Here is a 16,034-nt window from a genome sequence, read left to right on the forward strand (position 1 = left end):
ATTTCGTTCAAATGAATAGCCCTCGTGATTGTTTCCGGGGGCGGTCAGTGTTGCCAATTTGGAAACAACGGGCGGGTCAGCTGCCAGCGGCGGCAGCCTGCGCGCTTTTGCTGCGACTTTGTCGGATTAGGTCTGCGACCAGTGCGCGGCCCTCTTCGGAAATGGCGCGGCTTTGCGGTGCGCCGTACAGGGAGACGCTGGCGACATGGCCACCGATCCGTGCCATGCCGCGCCAGTGGCGGGGCGACATGCCCTCGGCGGGCACCGGCCCTTGGGCCACAAAGATCGTTGCACCTTCAATGCTGCCAGCTTCTTGCAACTGGCTCAGGCCAGTGGCCTCGGCGACCTGTTGCGGGGTGGGCAGAGGGGCCTCTGCCTCGGCCTCGATCAGCGCCAGCGTGAGGATGCCACGAGGCGCGGTGGTGACAACCTCCGGCAGGCCAAGCGCATCGCAGCGCGCCATCAGGGCAAAGCGGCGTTTGAGGCTTTTGGGGTCGATGCAATAGCCCTGCGGGGGCACCACCTGCACCGCGCCCGCGGCGAGCGCCGTTTGCCGCAGGGGTTTGTCGGGCGCGCCGGTACTGCCGCCAAAGGAAAAACCCTGACCGCCTTCGCAGGCGGACAGGGTGAGCATAGCAAGTGCCGCGAGAGGGCGCTTAGAGGTCCATGTAATCATGGGTCTCGGCCTGAGCGCCCGGATGTGTCACAGCACCGAGGTAAGTGGGGCCAACAAGCTTGGCATATTTCCACAGCGCGCCGCTTTGGTAGTTCGTCTCACGGGGGCCGGCCCAGTCTTTGCGACGCTCGGCCAGTTCATCATCGCTGAGATCCACGCTGATGCTGCCGGTGATGGCATCGAGGGTGATCATGTCGCCGTTTTTCAGCAGGGCAATCGGCCCGCCGTGCGCGGCTTCGGGGCCAACGTGGCCGACACAGAAGCCTCGGGTGGCACCCGAGAAACGCCCGTCGGTGATCAGAGCCACCTTTTTGCCCATGCCCTGACCGGAAAGTGCTGCCGTGGTCGCCAGCATTTCACGCATGCCGGGGCCGCCTGCGGGGCCTTCGTTGCGGATGACGAAAACGTCGCCTTCGGAATAAGCGCGGTTTTGCACGGCTTCGAAAGCGTCTTGCTCGCACTCAAACACCAGCGCCGGGCCGGTGAAAACGATGTCTTCTTCGGACATGCCTGCGATTTTCACGATGGCACCTTCGGGGGCGAGGTTGCCTTTCAGGCCCACGACACCGCCGGTTTTGCTGATCGGGTTGGCAACTGAATGGATCACCTTGCCGTCTGCCTCGCGGGTAACCTGATCGAGCACTTCGCCCATCGAGTATCCGGTGGCAGTCATGCAGTCTTCGTGGATCAAGCCCGCTTTGCGCAGCTCATTCATCACGACAGGCACGCCGCCCGCATCGTAGAGGTCCTTCGCCACGTATTGGCCGCCCGGTTTCATGTCGACGAAGTAAGGCGTGTCGCGGAAGATTTCGCAGACGTCTTCAAGGTAGAATTCGATCCCCGCTTCATGGGCCATGGCGGGCAGGTGCAGACCGGCGTTGGTCGACCCACCGGTGCAGGCGACGATGCGCGCCGCATTTTCAAAGGCTTCGCGGGTGCAGATGTCGCGGGCGCGGATGTTCTTCTCGATCAGGTTCATCACCGCGGCGCCCGAGGCTTCGGCATAGGCGTCGCGGCTTTCATAGGGCGCGGGCATGCCGGACGAGTTCGGCAGCGCAAGGCCGATGGCCTCGGATACACAAGCCATGGTATTGGCGGTGAACTGGCCGCCGCAAGCACCGGCAGAGGGGCAGGCCACGCGTTCGAGCACGTCCAAAGCGGCTTGCGACATGGTGCCGTTTTGGAAGCGGCCCACGGCTTCGAACATGTCCTGCACGGTCAAATCACGGGTGGCGAAATCCTCGGGCACATCGGCCCCGGCAGGTGCTTTGCCCGGCAGGATCGACCCGCCATAGAGGAAGACCGACGGCACGTTCAGCCGCAGCATCGCCATCATCATCCCCGGCAGCGACTTGTCACAGCCCGCAAGGCCGACGATGGCGTCATAGCAGTGGCCGCGCATGGTCAGCTCAACCGTGTCGGCAATTGCTTCGCGCGAAGCCAACGAGGAGCGCATGCCCTCATGGCCCATGGCGATGCCATCGGTGACGGTGATCGTGGTAAATTCGCGCGGGGTGCCCTGTTCGGAATGCACGCCAACTTTCACGGCCTGCGCCTGACGGTTCAGCGCGATGTTACAGGGGGCAGCTTCGTTCCAGCAGGTGGCGACGCCCACCAGCGGCTGGTGAATCTCTTCTTCGGTCATGCCCATGGCATAGTAATAGGACCGGTGCGGCGCGCGGGCCGGGCCTTCGGTCACGTGGCGGCTGGGCAGCCGGGATTTGTCGAAGCGGGGCGTGGTGGACATCGGTGGGCTCCTTGAAACGTCTTGAATGGAATAGTCGGGCAGGGGCGGTGCTGCAAGGCTTTGGCGCGGATGAGGCGGGGGAACTGTTGTATTGCAGCGTGTTAGGGCATAGGTTCTGACCTTCTGGCGCGGTCGGTTGGAACCGCCCGCAAGCGTGAAAGCCCGGCATATGCTCTGCAAGAACCACTCCCGATCTGACCTGCGCCGCTCATGAACTGGCGGCCTGATTACAGCGCGCATGCGGAGTTTGTCGCGGCTGCGCGCCGTTCATCGGCGCTTTGGCGGTTTTTCTTGGGGCTGTTCGTGGCGGTGGTGGCCTATGTTGCGCTGAACGAGCTCTACTTCCAGACAATCTATGCCTTCGCAGGAACATCGGCGGCATCGCTGCATGGCAACCTGCTGAAAGGCGCTACGCCGCAGGCGATGTATCTCCTGCTGTTCAGCTTTGGGACCATGGCGATGGCCGTCGGTGTGACCGTGCGGGTGGTGCATCGGCGCAATGCGGGCAGCCTATTGGGCGTGTCCGGGCGGCTTTGGCCAAGTTTTCGCGCGGTGTCTTTGGCAATGTTGCTGCTGGGGGCTGTGTTGCTGATCCTGCCGCCGTGGGACATGGGAGGCGATTTGACAGCCAACCTGCCTCTAGGCCGTTGGTTGCTGCTCTTGCCGCTGTCGCTGCTGGCCGTGCTGGTGCAGGTCAGCGCCGAAGAGATCGTCTTTCGCGGCTATGTGCAGCAGCAACTGGCGGCACAGTTTCGCTCGCCGCTGATCTGGATGGTCCTGCCCTCGGCGCTGTTCGCGCTTGGTCACTACCTGCCTGCCGAGGCGGGGGAGAATGCGCTGATGGTGGCGCTCTGGGCTGGGGTTTTTGGCATCCTGATGGCTGACCTTACTGCGCGCTCCGGCTCGCTGGGGCCTGCGATTGCGGTGCATCTGTGGAACAATGTCTCGGCCATTCTCATTATCTCTCTGCCGGATGATCTGTCCGGGCTGGCGCTGTACCTTACGCCCTTTTCGATGGATGACGCGGCGGCGTTGCGGACTTGGTTGCCGGTGGATTTTGCGTTGATGTTGGTGTCGTGGCTCGCGGCAAGGCTGGCGATACGCCGCTGATTGCAATTTCCCCATGCGGGGATTATCTGGAACGGAACCACAGCAGAGGCCTGCCAATGAACTGGATCACAAACTACGTCCGTCCGCGTATCAACTCGATCTTCTCGCGCCGCGAGACGCCGGACAACCTGTGGACCAAGTGTAACGAATGCGGCACCATGCTGTTTCACCGCGAGTTGGCGGACAATCTGAACGTCTGCACCAACTGCGGCCATCACATGCATATCAGCCCGCGTGAGCGGTTTAAGGCGCTGTTCGACGGCGGCATCTTTACCGAAGTGAAGGTTCCTGCGCCCACGCCAGACCCGCTGCATTTCAAGGATCAGAAACGCTATCCCGACCGGATGAAGGCCGCGCAAAAGCAGACGGGTGAACATGAAGCCATGCTTGTGGTTACGGGTGAGATTGGCCGCACGCCGATCGTGTCCTGTGCGCAGGACTTTTCGTTCATGGGCGGCTCCATGGGCATGTATGTCGGTAATGCAATCATTGCCGCCGCTGAAGAGGCCGTGAAGCTGAAACGCCCGCTGGTGCTGTTCTCCGCCGCCGGTGGCGCGCGGATGCAAGAAGGTATCCTCAGCCTGATGCAGATGCCGCGCACCACGGTCGCCGTGCAGATGCTGAAAGAGGCAGGCCTGCCCTATATCGTCGTGTTGACCCATCCCACCACCGGCGGCGTCACCGCGTCCTACGCGATGTTGGGCGACGTGCAGATTGCTGAGCCGAATGCGCTGATCTGCTTTGCCGGGCCGCGCGTGATCGAGCAGACCATCCGTGAAAAACTGCCCGAGGGCTTTCAGCGGGCGGAATATCTGCTCGACCATGGGATGCTCGACCGGGTGACCAAACGGACCGAGATGCGTGATGAGTTGATCACTATCACCCGCATGCTGATGGGCCTGCCGCCCGCCGTGCGGGGTGACCTGCCCGCGCCCGAAGAAGTGGAGGTGGCCGAGGCCGCCGCCGCTGTTCAGGCCGCAGCGGAGTTGCCCGCCGATACGCCTAAGAAGAAATGAGCACGCCTTCATCGGATGTCATCCTTGAACGGATGATGGCGCTGCACCCCAAGATCATCGATCTGACGCTCGACCGGATGTGGCGGCTGCTGGAGGCATTGGGCAACCCCCAAAACAACCTGCCGCCGGTGATCCATATCGCCGGCACCAACGGCAAAGGGTCGACCCAAGCGATGATTCGCGCGGGGCTAGAGGCGGCGGGCAAGACGGTGCACGCCTATACCTCACCCCATCTGGCACGGTTTCATGAGCGTATCCGCGTTGCAGGGCAGTTGATCTCAGAGCCCGATCTGGCGGCCGTGTTAGATGAATGCCACGCCGCCAATAGCGGCGACGAGATCACCTATTTCGAGATCACCACCTGCGCCGCCATCCTCGCTTTTTCGCGCAGCAGAGCCGATTACACGCTGCTGGAGGTGGGGCTAGGCGGGCGGCTGGACGCGACCAATGTCGTCGATCCCGTGCTGACGGTGATCACCCCGGTGTCGGTCGATCACCAGCAGTATCTGGGCGAAACACTGGCCGAGATTGCGGGCGAGAAGGCTGGCATCATCAAGCGTCTTGTGCCCTGTGTGGTCGGCCCGCAGCAAGACGCCGCGCTTGAGGTGATCGAAAACCGCGCCGCGAAACTGGGCGCGCCGCTTTTGGCCTATGGTCAGCAATGGCATGTCGCGCCCGAAGCGGGGCGCATGGTCTATCAAGATGAGCGCGGCCTGCTTGATCTGCCGCGCCCCAATCTGCCCGGCGATCATCAGATCATGAACGCGGGGGCTGCGCTGGCGGCGCTGCGCCAGCTTGGGATCGATGCAGAGGCTTGCGAGGTTGCAGTGACGCAGGCGCAGTGGCCCGCGCGGATGCAGCGGCTGTCAGAGGGGCCGCTGGCCCGCATGGCACCGGAGGGTGAGCTTTGGCTGGACGGCGGGCACAACCCCGCCGCAGGCGTGGCGCTGGCCGCGACCTTGGCCGCCTTGCCGAAACGCCCGACGCATCTAGTCTGCGGCATGTTGAACACCAAGGATATCGCTGGATACTTGCGCCCCTTGGCGGCAGAAGCGGCAAGTCTGACCGCCGTGTCGATCCCCGGCGAGGCGGCGACCCTACCTGCTGAGGCAACGGCCAAAGCGGCGCGCGATGTCGGGTTCGAGACCGCCGAGGCCGAGAATGTCACCACGGCGCTCAAGGCGATCATCGCCCGCGAACCCCATGCGCGTGTGCTGATTTGCGGCTCACTCTACCTTGCCGGTAGCGTGTTGCGTGAAAACGTCTAGTTAACCATATTTGGGTGTACCGCTGCTGCGAAATGCAGATGTGGTGTATCTTGGTCTTAGGAAGTCTCCCCTTTCGAATTTGACCGAGGTGTCCCCATGCGCAATTTCAGCCAGTCCGCGCGTCACGATCAGGACGATGCACGGAAATATCAATTTATCTTCATGGCCATAGGTGTCGCCATTATCGCAGGCGGTCTGTGGTGGCTTTATGAAGTCGAGCGGCCTTACCACCCGATTTTGCAGGGCAATGACCTGCATATGCAGCCGGTCAGTGATTCCTGATTTGGCGGCAGGGGGCGGTCAGCGCCCCCAGTCTTCCCCCTGCATTTCGCGCAGTCGGGAGGCTGTACGCTCGAACTCAAAGGTGCCTTCGCCTTCGAGATAGAGCATTTCTGGCGCGGCGGCGGCAGAACAGATCAACCGCACCTTTGCCTCATAAAGCGCGTCGATCAGCGTGACAAAGCGCTTGGCCTCGTTAAAGTTCGACCGGCCGAGGGTGGGGATGTTGTCCAGCAGTAGCACCCGCACGGCCTGCGCCAGCGCGAGGTAATCCGCGGCCCCCAAGGGCTGCCCGCAAAGGGCGTGGAAGCCGGCGCGGGCCATGCCGTTGTGAAAGGCCGGAATCACCACTTCGCGGCCCTTGACGTGGAGGGTCAGCGGCTCGCCCTTTGTGCCTGCCAGATCGTCCCAAACCGCATCCATCGCGGCGCGGCTCTCGGCGTTGACGGGGGTGAAATAGACCTGCGACCCGGCCAGCCGATCTTGGCGGTAATCGGTCGGGCTGGCAAGTTCATGGACCACCATGCGCTCTTTGATGAGGTCGATGAAGGGGACAAACACCTCGCGGTTGATGCCGTTTTTATACAAGTCATCGGGCAGGCGGTTGGAGGTGGTGACGACTACGACCCCGGCGGCGAAAAGCGCCTCGAACAGGCGGCCCACGATCATCGCGTCGGTGATGTCGGTGATCTGCATCTCGTCGAAAGCGAGCAGGCGCACGCTGTCGGCCACATCGCGGGCAACGGGCGCGATGGCGTCATCTACGCCGGTCTTGCGAACCTCATGCATGGCGTTGTGGATTTCCTGCATGAAGGCGTGGAAATGCACCCGGCGCGCGGGCACGTCGGGCAGATGCGCCACGAACATGTCCATCAGCATCGACTTGCCGCGCCCCACGCCACCCCAGAGGTACAGCCCCTTGGCCGGTTCGGGCGCTTTGCGAAAGAAGCTTTTCTTCGGCGGGTGGGCCAGCGCATCGCGGATGCGGTCAAACTCCGCCATGACGGTTTCTTGGGCCGGGTCGGCTTTAAGTTTGCCCTCGGCGACAAGCCGGGCATAGGTCTCGCGCATATTGTTCATGGCGGGAGAGATAGCGTGCTGGTGGGGGAGAGGAAAGGTGGTCTTGTGTGGCAGAGTGCGAAGCAACTGAGGGCCATCGGCTGCCCGCGGGTCGGCGATCCGCGGCAGGTCGCTGCCACTTTATGGCTCAACCATGATGTGCGTTTGCCAAGTCCCACCTAGCCGTACTAAATCGCCTACCCGTCCGGGCGGGCAGGCGATGGCCCGGCGCCTGCGGCTTGATTCCGGGCCGAGTGTGTTTACCAGTCCGTCGGCCCCTTCTCGGCAAATTCATGCACGAGGAAGTCGATGAACGCCCGCACTTTGGGCTGGGTGAACCGGCCCGGGGGATAGACGGCGTAGATGCCCTGCGTCTCCAGCGGCAGTTCGGGGATGGCATCCTCGACCAACCCTTTCTCCATCGCATCGGCGTAAAGAAAGCTCGGCAGATAGGCGATCCCCAGTCCCGAAATCGCGGCGTTCAAAAGGCTCTGCCCGTCATTGACCGACAGCCAGCCCGCCGTGCGGACCTGCCGCTTTTCACCCGAAGGTGCGGTCAATTTCCACACATTCCCCGACGACTGGTTCGAGTAGTGCAGCAGCTTGTGATTGTTCAGATCGTCGATCTTTTCCGGCCGCCCGTATTGTTCGAAATATTTCGGGCTGGCGATCATGCGTTTGGTCGTCTCGGTCAGCTTGCGCGCGCGCAGGGTGCTGTCCTCCAACTCTCCGATGCGCACGGCCATGTCGAACCCTTCCGAGATCAGCTCAACGTAGCGGTTGTTCAGGACCATGTTCACCGTGATGTCGGGGAAGTCCTGCAAGAACTCCGACAGCGCAGGTGACAGATGATTCACGCCAAAGTCCGTCGCCACCGATATCCGCAACAGCCCTGAGGGCGCGGATTGCATCGAGGTGACCAGCGCATCGGCCTCGCCTGCGTCGTTCAGCACGCGGCGGGCGCGGTCGTAATAGGCCAGCCCGATCTCCGTGGGCGACACGCGGCGGGTGGTACGGTTAAGCAACCGCGCCCCCAAGCGGGCCTCAAGTGAGGATACATGCTTTGAGACGGCGGATTTCGAGATCCCCATCTTCTTGGCAGCATCTGTAAAGCCGCCTTGATCCACCACTGTGGCAAACGCTTCCATTTCCGTAAGGCGGTCCATTGCCTGTCCCTTCGCATTGATCTTGTTGCCCTCAGGTATGGGCGGGAATTCAGGCAGGATCGGGGCAGAGGCAAGACAGTCCCGTGGTCTTTGCGGGGATCGTTCATGGCATGGAAACGGCAGAACAATCCGTTTCCGAGGGGCTTACAGCCAGCGCAGCCATTTCAGAACCGCAAGCATGAGCGCGGCGAGGCCCACCATGGCAAGGCAAAGGACCGCAAAGGCACGCGGATCGTCCACGCCGGGCATCCCACCAACGTTCACGCCGAAAAGCCCGGTCAGAAACCCCAGCGGCAGGAACACGGCGGCGGCGATCGACAGCACATAGCCATGGCGCGCTTGGCGTTGGGCGACTTGGTTGTCGTGTTCGTCCTGTACCGTGACAATGCGTTCTTGAAGGGCGTCCAGTTCCTCCACCACGATGGCGGTGCGATTGGCCAACTCGCGCAGTTTCATCGAATCGACATCCGGGACCAGCGGCAGGTCTAGGTCCGCCAACCGCTCCAACGCGCTGCGCTGCGGGGCGAGGTAGCGTTCGAGTTTGATCGTGCTGCGGCGGGTGACGGGCAAGTCTTTCGGCGGCGGGGTGCTGAGGTCTTCGAGGTCGGTTTCATAGAAGGCCGTGCGGTCCGCCAGCCGCGCCACTTCGATCTGCACCCGTTCGGTCAACCTTGAGACCAGCGCTTCAAGGAAGGCCGAAGGCCGGGCCGGGGCATTGCTCTGGGCGGCCAGCGCGCGCAATTCATCGATGGCAAAGACCCGGCGCATCCGCACGGTGATCACCACCGCATCCGTCACCCACATCCGGACCGAAACCATCTGATCGGCCTGCTGCCCTTCGTTCAGGTTGATGCCGCGCAGATTGAGGATCAGGCCGTCCTCATATTCATCGCAGCGCGGGCGCGTTTCGGGTTGCAGCAATGCGCCTGCCGGAATCTCGGGCAGGTGTTCTGCCAGCCATGGCGCCAGCGCGGGATCGGCCATGTCGAAATGCCACCAACGGTAGCGCGCAGGCCCGGTCAGTTGGGTGTCTTCGGGCACCGTGGTGGTGCCGTCATCAGATATGTCAAAGACGCAGAGGGGCATGGTCACCTATTGGCTGGCAAAAGCGGTCAGGTGATTTAGCGGGTTGCGCGCGCCGGGTGCAAGGGCGCGCGCCAGCGCACAGGGTTAGAGGACGCGCTCAAACGCATAGGGTCAGAGAGCTGCAGCCAGACGTGTGCCTTGGTTGATCGCGCGTTTCGCGTCAAGCTCTGCGGCCACATCGGCGCCGCCAATCACATGACAGGCGGTGCCGCTGGCCTCTAGGGTGTCGGCAAGACTGCGGTCAGAGAGTTGCCCGGCGCAGAGGACGATGGTGTCGGCCTCGATCAGCGTGGGGTTCTCCCGCGCCTCGCCAAAGGAGATGTGGAGCCCCTGTTCGTCGATACTTTCGTAGTTCACGCCCGCGATCATCTTCACGTTGCGCATAGTGAGGGAGGCGCGGTGAATCCAGCCCGTGGTTTTGCCCAAACCTTTGCCGGGTTTGCTGGTCTTGCGTTGCAGCATGGTGATCTGCCGCGCAGGCGCGGGGGGCTGTGGCCCTTCGGGGGCCAACCCGCTGCGATGCGCGCCCGGATCGGTGACACCCCATTCGCGCATCCATTCGGGGAGGTTCAGCGTGCTGCTCTCGCCATCGTGGACAAGGTGTTCCGACACGTCGAAACCGATCCCGCCCGCACCGATTACGGCGACCCGCTGGCCGACCTTTGCCGTGCCGTTCAGCACATCGATGTAGCTCACGACATTGCCGCCGTCTTGCCCCGGGATTTGCGGATCGCGAGGCACCACGCCTGTGGCGATGATGACCTCGTCGAAGCCGCGAAGCGCGTCCGCCATGGCCTCGGTCTCAAGCTGCACGGTCACGTCGTGGACCTTAAGCATGGTGCGGTACCAATCGACCAAGCCCCAGAACTCCTCTTTCCCCGCCACCTGTTTGGCGAGGTTGAGTTGCCCGCCGATTTCGGCGGCGCGGTCGATCAGCGTCACCTTATGCCCGCGTTCGGCAGCCGTGATTGCGGCGGACAGGCCAGCAGGGCCAGCGCCCACGACGGCCACAGATTTCGCTGCCGCTGCCGGCTCGATCCGCAGTTCCGTTTCATAGCAAGCGCGCGGGTTTACAAGGCAGGTAGAGATCTTGCCGCCGAAAGTATGGTCGAGGCAGGCTTGGTTGCAGGCGATGCAAGGGGCGATCTGGTCGGCCTTGCCTGCCTTGGCTTTGGCGAGGAAGTCGGCATCTGCCAGCATGGGCCGCGCGAGGCTGACCATATCGGCGCAGCCCTCCGCCAGCACCTCTTCGGCCACATCCGGCGTGTTGATCCGGTTCGAGGTGATCAGCGGGATGCCCACCTTGCCCATCAGCTTTTTCGTCACCCAAGAGAACGCCGCGCGGGGGACAGAGGTGGCGATGGTGGGGATGCGCGCCTCGTGCCAGCCGATGCCGGTATTGATGATATTGGCGCCCGCCTTCTCGACCTCTTGCGCCAGTTGCACGACCTCATCGAAGGTCGAGCCATTGGGGATGAGGTCGATCATCGACAGCCGGTAGATCAGGATGAAATCATCGCCCACCGTTTCGCGCACCCGGCGCACCACCTCCAGCGGCAGGCGCATGCGGTTTTCATAAGACCCGCCCCAGCGGTCCTCGCGTTTGTTGGTATGGGTGACGAGGAACTGGTTCAGGAAATACCCCTCTGACCCCATGATCTCGACCCCATCATAGCCCGCCTCCCGCGCGCGCAGGGCGCAGGCGGCGATGTCACTGATCTGTTTCTCGATGCCTTCCTCGTCCAACTCCTTGGGCGCGAACATGGAGATGGGGGATTTGATCGCGCTTGGAGCCACGCATTCAGGCGTGAAGGCATAGCGGCCCGCATGGAGAATCTGCATGGCGATTTTGCCGCCCGCTTCATGCACCCGCTGGGTGATGATGCTGTGGTTGTCCACGTCCTTCTGGCTGACCATCATTGCCGCGCCATGGGCCACGGCGCCTTCGCGGTTCGGGCCGATGCCACCGGTGACCATCAGCCCCACATCGCCCCGCGCCCGTGCCGCATAGAACTCCGCCACGCGGTTCCAATCGCCGGTCTCTTCCAGCCCGGTGTGCATCGAGCCCATCAGCAACCGGTTCTTCAGCGTGGTAAAACCAAGGTCGAGCGGGGCAAGCAGGTGGGGATAGTCGGACATGGCTTTACCTTTCTGGGTGGGCTGGGTCACTGTGACACCATCGGAAACGGCAGGGCAAGTCACGCGAAACGCCGCGTCAAGGATGCCGGTGCCGAAACGTCAAAGCCATAATGTGACCGCTTTGAGCCTTGTCATGATCGTGCTAACTCCCTCGTGAACGCCATTCAGGAGACCTGCCCTCATGACCCCCGAAGAGATTGCCAAACTGCCCTACCGGCCTTGCGTCGGCGTGATGCTGGTGAATGCCGAGGGCGAGGTCTTTGTCGGCCAGCGGCGCGACCGGGATCAGGACGCATGGCAGATGCCGCAGGGCGGGGTGGACACGGGCGAGACCGCGCGCGATGCGGCCCTGCGCGAGTTGGAGGAAGAGACCGGCATCCCCCGCGATCTGGTGCGGATCGAAGCCGAGACGACAAGCTGGCTGCCCTATGATCTGCCCCATGAACTGGTGCCCAACATCTGGAAGGGCCGCTACCGGGGGCAGGAACAAAAATGGTTCCTCATGCGTTTTCTGGGGCAGGACGATCAGGTCAATATCCAGACGGCCGAGCCTGAATTCTCGGAATGGCGTTGGATGCCCGCAGATCAACTGGTCGCGAATATCGTGCCGTTCAAACGTGCGGTCTATGCGGCGGTTCTTGAAGAGTTTGAGGAGAAGTTATGACACGGATCATCGCCTGCGCCCTCGCCACCTTGGCCCCGCTACCCGCGCTTGCGCTCAGTTGCCTGCCCCATTCGGTCGAGGCGACCTATCAACGGGCGGCCAAGGCCGAAGAAAGCTACGTCGTGGTGCAGGGGCGTCTGACCTTTGACGCTGCCGCCTTGCCAAAGACCGGCAAAGTCGGGAGCAACCTGCCCGAGGAGACGCCAATTCGAGCACAAATCAGCGGCAAGGCGTTGTCGGAAGGGGGCTTTGACGTGCCCTTTGACCAGCCCTTGATGCTCAACGTTCAGTGTTTCGGCCCTTGGTGCGGCTCTGCCGAAGAGGGGGACGTACTGGCCTTTCTCGAACGCAAACCGGATGGGGCCTATGCACTGGAAAGCAACCCCTGCGGCGGCGACCTCTTTGGTTCGCCGAAGCCTGCGATGGTCGACAAGGTGATCGCTTGTTTCCAAGGGGCAGAGTGCACCCCGGTTCGGTGATCCGGCGGTAGTTTTACCCTTCGCTGTTCCTACCCTTCGATAAGTGGCACTTGCGGCGCCGCATCGCGCGGCAGCAGGCCGGTCAGGCGCGGATCGTCGTCGATCTCAACCTGACGGCGAACGGGGGTGAAGCCTGAGCGCACATAAAAGCCAAGCGCCTGCGGGCTGTCGTTAGTGCAGGTGTGCAGGTGCAGCCGGTTGATTGGCTTTTCCCATGCCAGCGTAATCGCTTGGTTCATCAGATACCGCCCTGATCCGCTGCCGATCAGCGCAGAGGTCAGCCCGAAATAGGCCAGTTCGCAGCTGCCATCTTCGGGGAAGTTCAGTTCTAGCAGCGCTTCATCCTTGCCATCGCAGTTCAGTGTATAGAAGGCCCGTGCCGGGTCTTGCAGCAGCGCAGAGAGGGCCGCGTCATCCAGCTTGAGCCGCCCGTACCAGAGCCAATCCATCCCGACGCGCCGGAAAATGTCGCGAAACCAGTCGAGTGTCGGGGTGACCTTCCGAAAGGTGACACCCTCAGGCAGGGGCACGTCCCGCAAGCTGGGTTTGGCGTCCATTTCTAGATGGGTCACCACCACGGCGAGTTTGCCGGGCGGGATATCATGAAAGCCGTTCTCAATCATGCTCAGACCAGCCCTTCGGCCTTGAACAGCGCCATGATGTCGGTCTGGGGGCGGGGGCCGATGTGGCGGATCACCTCGCCTGCGCAGATGTTGCCCATGCGGCCACAGGTCTCCAGATCGCGGCCCGTGGCGAGACCATAGAGGAAGCCCGCCGCGAATTGATCGCCTGCGCCCGTGGCATCCACCGGCACGACCTTTTCGACCGGCACGTCGACCCGTTCATCGCCCCGGACCAGCGTGACCCCGTCGCCCGACCGGGTGCAGACCACCAGCGGGCAAATCTCGGCGGTTTTGGCCAGCGCGGCTTCGGTGTCGTCGGTCTCCCAAAGGGCGCGAATCTCGGCTTCGTTGCCGATGACATAGCCCAGATCGTTTTCGATCAGCGCGAGGAAGTCGTCGCGGTGACGCTCCACGCAGAAGGGGTCGGAGATGGCGATGCCCGCCATGCCGCCACCGGCCGTCGCCGCGCGCGCGGCCTCGCGAAAGGCGGTTTTGCCGGCGTCATGGTCAAAAAGGTAGCCTTCGAGGAACATCAGCTTGGCTTTCTCCGTCACCGCCTGCGGCACATCGGCCGAGGTCAGCCCGGTCGAGATGCCGAGATAGGTGTTCAGTGACCGCTCCCCATCCGGCGTGACAAAGATCATGCAGCGCGAGGTGGGGTTCTCCCCCTCGGCCACGGGGGCATTCACGAAATCGATGCCGATATCGGTCATCGCCTTGGCATAGAACTGGCCCAACTCATCATCGCGCACCCGGCCGATGAAGGCGGTCTTGAGGCCCAGCGCGCCCGCGCCCGCGACCGTATTGGCGACCGAGCCGCCCGGCGTCTGCACCCGGTCTTGCATCGCGGCATAGAGGTCTTCGGCGCGGTCGCGTTCGATCAACTGCATGATGCCTTTTTCGATGCCGTTATCGGCAAGAAAATTGTCATCGGCATGGGAGATCACGTCGACGACGGCGTTGCCGATGCCAACCACTTCGTATTGGGTCATTCTGTCTTGTCCTCGTATTGGCACAGGTCTCGGATGATACAGGTGCGGCACAGCGGTTTGCGTGCCTTACAATGATAGCGGCCATGCAGGATCAGCCAGTGATGGGCATGGCGCTGGAAATCAGCGGGAATGTTGTCTTCGATGGCGCGCTCGACTGTGTCGACGGTTTTGCCCGGTGCGATGCCGGTGCGGTTGCCAACGCGGAAGATATGCGTGTCCACCGCCTGCGCGGGCTGGCCCCACCACATGTTGAGCACAACATTCGCCGTTTTGCGCCCCACCCCCGGCAGCGATTGCAGCGCCGCGCGAGAGTTCGGCACCTCGCCGTCGTAGTCATCAACAAGGATTTGGCTAAGTTTGATGACGTTCTTGGCTTTCTGGCGGTAGAGGCCGATGGTCTTGATATGGTCGATCAGCCCCTCAACCCCCAAATCCAGCATCTTCTGCGGGGTGTCGGCGATTTTGAAAAGCTCGCGCGTGGCTTTGTTGACGCCCGCATCGGTCGATTGCGCGCTCAGCGCCACGGCCACAACCAGCGTATAGACGTTCACATGTTCCAACTCGCCCTCGGGCTCAGGCTCTGCCTGTTGGAAGCGTGCGAAGATCTCGCGGATGGTATGATAATCAAGTTGGCGGGCCATGGCTCTGGGTATGCGATGAATGACGCGGCAGGGCAAGCAGGGGCGGGCTGCGATACATTGGCGCAAGAAACGGGTCGCGCGGGGGCAGGGGCGTGGCTAATCTAGGGGCATGACACAGATCGCACAGATATCCCCCGCGCCCGAAGATCAGGGTTACCACTATCAGGTGATGCGCCGCGCCATCGCCCTGATCGACGAGGCCGAAGACCCCAAGCAACTGGACTGGATCGCCGGGGAAATGGGCATGTCCGCCGCGCACTTCCAGCGGCTGTTCTCGCGCTGGGTGGGGGTGTCGCCCAAACGCTACCAACAGTATCTGATGCTGGATCAGGCCAAGGTCATGCTGCGCGATCACTTTACGACGCTGGCGGCGGCGCATGAGCTGGGCCTCTCGGGCAGCGGGCGGTTGCATGACCTCTTCCTGCGCTGGGAGGCGATGAGCCCCGGTGAGTTCGCCCGCAAAGGCGCCGGGCTGACGATCTATTGGGGGTGGTTCGACAGCCCCTTTGGCCCGACACTGGTGATGGGCACCGACAAAGGCATCTGCGGCTTAGCCCTGTCATCGGAGGTGGGAGAGGACGCAGCGATGGAGGACCTTTGCAGCCGGTGGCCGCTGGCCGATTTCGTCGAAGCACCCGACCGGCTGCGCCCTTGGGTCGATACCGCGTTTGGGATGCAGAAAGACCCCGAAGCGAAGGCACCGCTCTATCTCATCGGTGCGCCGTTTCAGATCAAGGTCTGGGAGGCGCTGTTGAGTATCCCGTCGGGGCAGGTGACAACCTATTCCGAGATTGCGCAGACCGTCGGCAGCCCCCGTGCCGTGCGCGCCGTAGGCACGGCGGTGGGGCGCAATCCGGTGAGTTGGCTGATCCCCTGTCATCGCGCGCTGCGCAAAAGCGGCGGTTTGGGCGGCTATCACTGGGGTCTGCCGGTGAAACGGGCGATGCTGGCCTTTGAATCCGCGCGGGCAGAAGCGCAAACACCCCCATCTGGGCGGGTTTCTGCCGAATAACGGTTATATGTAATGTTCGCGGGAACATTGAGTGCCTATATTGCGTTCACGTCAAGATGCCCCGCCCGAACGGGGCC

At 62.6% G+C, this 16,034-nt stretch carries 16 protein-coding genes; 7 read left to right on the forward strand and 9 right to left on the reverse strand.

The features are described from left to right. Positions 1-76 precede the first annotated feature (76 nt). Positions 77-634: a hypothetical protein gene (locus tag O4H31_RS02945; RefSeq protein WP_269342611.1), complete on the reverse strand. Its 558-nt coding sequence runs from the start codon at positions 632-634 to the stop codon at positions 77-79. 22 nt (positions 635-656) lie between these two features. Continuing rightward, positions 657-2,423, reverse strand: coding sequence for a dihydroxy-acid dehydratase (ilvD, locus tag O4H31_RS02950; protein WP_269342613.1), 1,767 nt, complete (start codon positions 2,421-2,423; stop codon positions 657-659). A 210-nt stretch (positions 2,424-2,633) separates the two neighbouring features. Here ilvD and O4H31_RS02955 point away from each other — a divergent pair, with 210 nt between their 5' ends. The 4 genes from O4H31_RS02955 (at position 2,634) to O4H31_RS02970 (ending at position 6,099) form a co-directional block, all read left to right on the forward strand. Next, the gene (locus O4H31_RS02955; RefSeq protein WP_269342615.1) at positions 2,634-3,533 is read left to right on the forward strand and encodes a CPBP family intramembrane glutamic endopeptidase; all 900 of its coding nucleotides are present in this window, start codon (positions 2,634-2,636) and stop codon (positions 3,531-3,533) included. A 56-nt stretch (positions 3,534-3,589) separates the two neighbouring features. Continuing rightward, on the forward strand, positions 3,590-4,549 hold the full coding sequence (accD, locus tag O4H31_RS02960; RefSeq protein WP_067941664.1) for an acetyl-CoA carboxylase, carboxyltransferase subunit beta: 960 nt from the start codon (positions 3,590-3,592) through the stop codon (positions 4,547-4,549). Next, entirely contained in the window at positions 4,546-5,817 is a 1,272-nt protein-coding gene (locus tag O4H31_RS02965; RefSeq protein ID WP_269342620.1) for a bifunctional folylpolyglutamate synthase/dihydrofolate synthase, read from the forward strand. Before accD ends, O4H31_RS02965 begins: the two co-directional genes overlap by 4 nt. Positions 5,818-5,913: 96 nt before the next feature. After that, on the forward strand, positions 5,914-6,099 hold the full coding sequence (locus O4H31_RS02970) for a hypothetical protein (RefSeq protein WP_067629297.1): 186 nt from the start codon (positions 5,914-5,916) through the stop codon (positions 6,097-6,099). Positions 6,100-6,117: 18 nt separating this feature from the next. On the opposite strand, the gene zapE is transcribed toward O4H31_RS02970, so the two are convergent. The 4 genes from zapE to O4H31_RS02990 form a co-directional block, all read right to left on the reverse strand. Continuing rightward, complete coding sequence (zapE, locus tag O4H31_RS02975; RefSeq protein ID WP_269342625.1) at positions 6,118-7,176, reverse strand: cell division protein ZapE; 1,059 nt, start codon at positions 7,174-7,176, stop codon at positions 6,118-6,120. Positions 7,177-7,415: 239 nt separating this feature from the next. Further along, complete coding sequence (locus tag O4H31_RS02980; protein WP_067629295.1) at positions 7,416-8,321, reverse strand: LysR family transcriptional regulator; 906 nt, start codon at positions 8,319-8,321, stop codon at positions 7,416-7,418. Between the two features lie 144 nt (positions 8,322-8,465). Then, the gene (locus tag O4H31_RS02985) at positions 8,466-9,407 is read right to left on the reverse strand and encodes a zinc transporter ZntB (RefSeq protein ID WP_269342628.1); all 942 of its coding nucleotides are present in this window, start codon (positions 9,405-9,407) and stop codon (positions 8,466-8,468) included. A 111-nt stretch (positions 9,408-9,518) separates the two neighbouring features. Further along, positions 9,519-11,546: an NADPH-dependent 2,4-dienoyl-CoA reductase gene (locus O4H31_RS02990; RefSeq protein WP_269342630.1), complete on the reverse strand. Its 2,028-nt coding sequence runs from the start codon at positions 11,544-11,546 to the stop codon at positions 9,519-9,521. 181 nt (positions 11,547-11,727) lie between these two features. On the opposite strand from O4H31_RS02990, the gene O4H31_RS02995 reads away from it, so the two are divergent. Together O4H31_RS02995 and O4H31_RS03000 are read left to right on the forward strand one after the other, a co-directional pair. After that, entirely contained in the window at positions 11,728-12,210 is a 483-nt protein-coding gene (locus O4H31_RS02995) for an RNA pyrophosphohydrolase (RefSeq protein ID WP_269342632.1), read from the forward strand. Next, entirely contained in the window at positions 12,207-12,689 is a 483-nt protein-coding gene (locus O4H31_RS03000; RefSeq protein ID WP_269342634.1) for a hypothetical protein, read from the forward strand. Before O4H31_RS02995 ends, O4H31_RS03000 begins: the two co-directional genes overlap by 4 nt. A gap of 29 nt (positions 12,690-12,718) precedes the next feature. Here O4H31_RS03000 and O4H31_RS03005 read toward each other — a convergent pair whose 3' ends face one another. From O4H31_RS03005 to nth, 3 genes are read right to left on the reverse strand one after another with little or no spacing between them, the layout of a single operon-like run. Then, positions 12,719-13,312 carry a GNAT family N-acetyltransferase gene (locus O4H31_RS03005; RefSeq protein WP_269342636.1) on the reverse strand — a complete coding sequence of 198 codons (594 nt, stop codon included), beginning with the start codon at positions 13,310-13,312 and terminating at the stop codon, positions 12,719-12,721. A gap of 2 nt (positions 13,313-13,314) precedes the next feature. Then, the gene (locus O4H31_RS03010; RefSeq protein WP_269342638.1) at positions 13,315-14,304 is read right to left on the reverse strand and encodes an adenosine kinase; all 990 of its coding nucleotides are present in this window, start codon (positions 14,302-14,304) and stop codon (positions 13,315-13,317) included. Continuing rightward, positions 14,301-14,945, reverse strand: a complete 645-nt coding sequence (gene nth / locus O4H31_RS03015) for an endonuclease III (protein WP_120352000.1) — start codon at positions 14,943-14,945, stop codon at positions 14,301-14,303. The genes O4H31_RS03010 and nth overlap by 4 nt, the downstream gene beginning before the upstream one ends. Positions 14,946-15,054: 109 nt before the next feature. On the opposite strand from nth, the gene O4H31_RS03020 reads away from it, so the two are divergent. Beyond that, positions 15,055-15,957 (forward strand): bifunctional helix-turn-helix domain-containing protein/methylated-DNA--[protein]-cysteine S-methyltransferase, encoded by a 903-nt coding sequence (locus tag O4H31_RS03020; protein ID WP_259946545.1) that lies wholly within the window; start codon positions 15,055-15,057, stop codon positions 15,955-15,957. The last annotated feature ends 77 nt before the right edge of the window (positions 15,958-16,034 follow it).

The organism is Sulfitobacter dubius (genome assembly GCF_027214245.1).
GTDB classification, from domain to species: domain Bacteria; phylum Pseudomonadota; class Alphaproteobacteria; order Rhodobacterales; family Rhodobacteraceae; genus Sulfitobacter; species Sulfitobacter dubius_A.